The organism is Lederbergia ruris (assembly GCF_018332955.1).
Lineage (GTDB): Bacteria > Bacillota > Bacilli > Bacillales > Bacillaceae_C > Lederbergia > Lederbergia ruris.
Genome location: NZ_BORB01000098.1, coordinates 1 through 1,009, shown reverse-complemented (window position 1 = coordinate 1,009; position 1,009 = coordinate 1). Strand labels below are relative to the sequence as shown.

Sequence of the window (1,009 nt, the reverse complement as noted above, 5' to 3'; positions counted from 1 at the left end):
TTTTGACAATACGTGGAGTTTTAAGGGGGTGGAATAATGAATGATTTTTATACAATATTAAATTATGTAAATAAAATGATTTACGAGCCAAATGATTTAACTGTAAATTCGGTTCAAGAAGAAAAGCAAAATTCTAGGTATGGTGCCGGTACATTTCGATTATCTTCGAGAACAGTTCGTTTCAGAGTTGCAAATATAACTCCCACCAAAGTAGGGCAGTTTGTTGCATTTTGGGAAAAAGACGAAAGTAATAAAAATCAACCCTACTTATATGAGGAAGCCCCTGATTTATTGGTTATAACTACCTTTAAAAATGAAAATGAGTTTGGTCAATTTATTTTTCCAAAAGAAGTTCTTTTAAAACAGAACATTCTTAGGTCTACTTCAACAAAGGGCAAAATGGCAATAAGAGTTTATCCTAGCTGGGATAGTCCGAGTAGTAAACAAGCGATGAAAACTCAAAAATGGCAGTTACCTTATTTTGTTGATATGTGTAATCCGAATAAATTATCCTTAGAAAAAATAATAGAACTGTATTCTTTTTAATCCTCTATCGGGCGTAGTTGTTGAAGAAACTCTGTGCCTGAATCGGGCCATTTTGCAAAGTTAGGGAAGTGATGTTTTGAGGCTTTTCAAGTCGATGAATGAGAGGGAATCACTCAATTGGAAAAAGGGAGCTTTTTTTGGTTTTTATACTTATGTGCTTATAACAGCAATAAACTATTTTTATTATTTAGCAACGGAAATTAGTTTATTTTCCCCAAGTTTTATCTTTTGGATTGGTCTCTTAGTTGCCTTTGTGTTTGAATTAATTTTTCAACTTAAATACAAAAGACAATCTGATACCAAGGCAAGATAAAATAGCGTGCTAGTTATATAAATTATGGATCTACGTCAATATTTAGGACACATAAAAGTTAATTTTTTTCATTGTGCTTCGAAACTTATTTAAATGTGTATTTGAAGGCTTGACATGGAGCCTCTGTGTGCGTGGTGATTTGCGAAAGAC

At 32.7% G+C, this 1,009-nt stretch carries 1 protein-coding gene; it reads left to right on the top strand.

Going from position 1 to position 1,009, the window contains the following annotated elements:
- Window positions 1-36 precede the first annotated feature (36 nt).
- Window positions 37-546, top strand: a complete 510-nt coding sequence (locus tag KI363_RS21545; RefSeq protein WP_212967608.1) for a MepB family protein — start codon at window positions 37-39, stop codon at window positions 544-546.
- Window positions 547-1,009 lie beyond the last annotated feature (463 nt).

Bases quoted from the DNA above. Each gene is read 5' to 3' on its own strand.
- KI363_RS21545 (WP_212967608.1), top strand. From the start codon at position 37: ATGAATGATTTTTATACAATATTAAATTATGTAAATAAAATGATTTAC.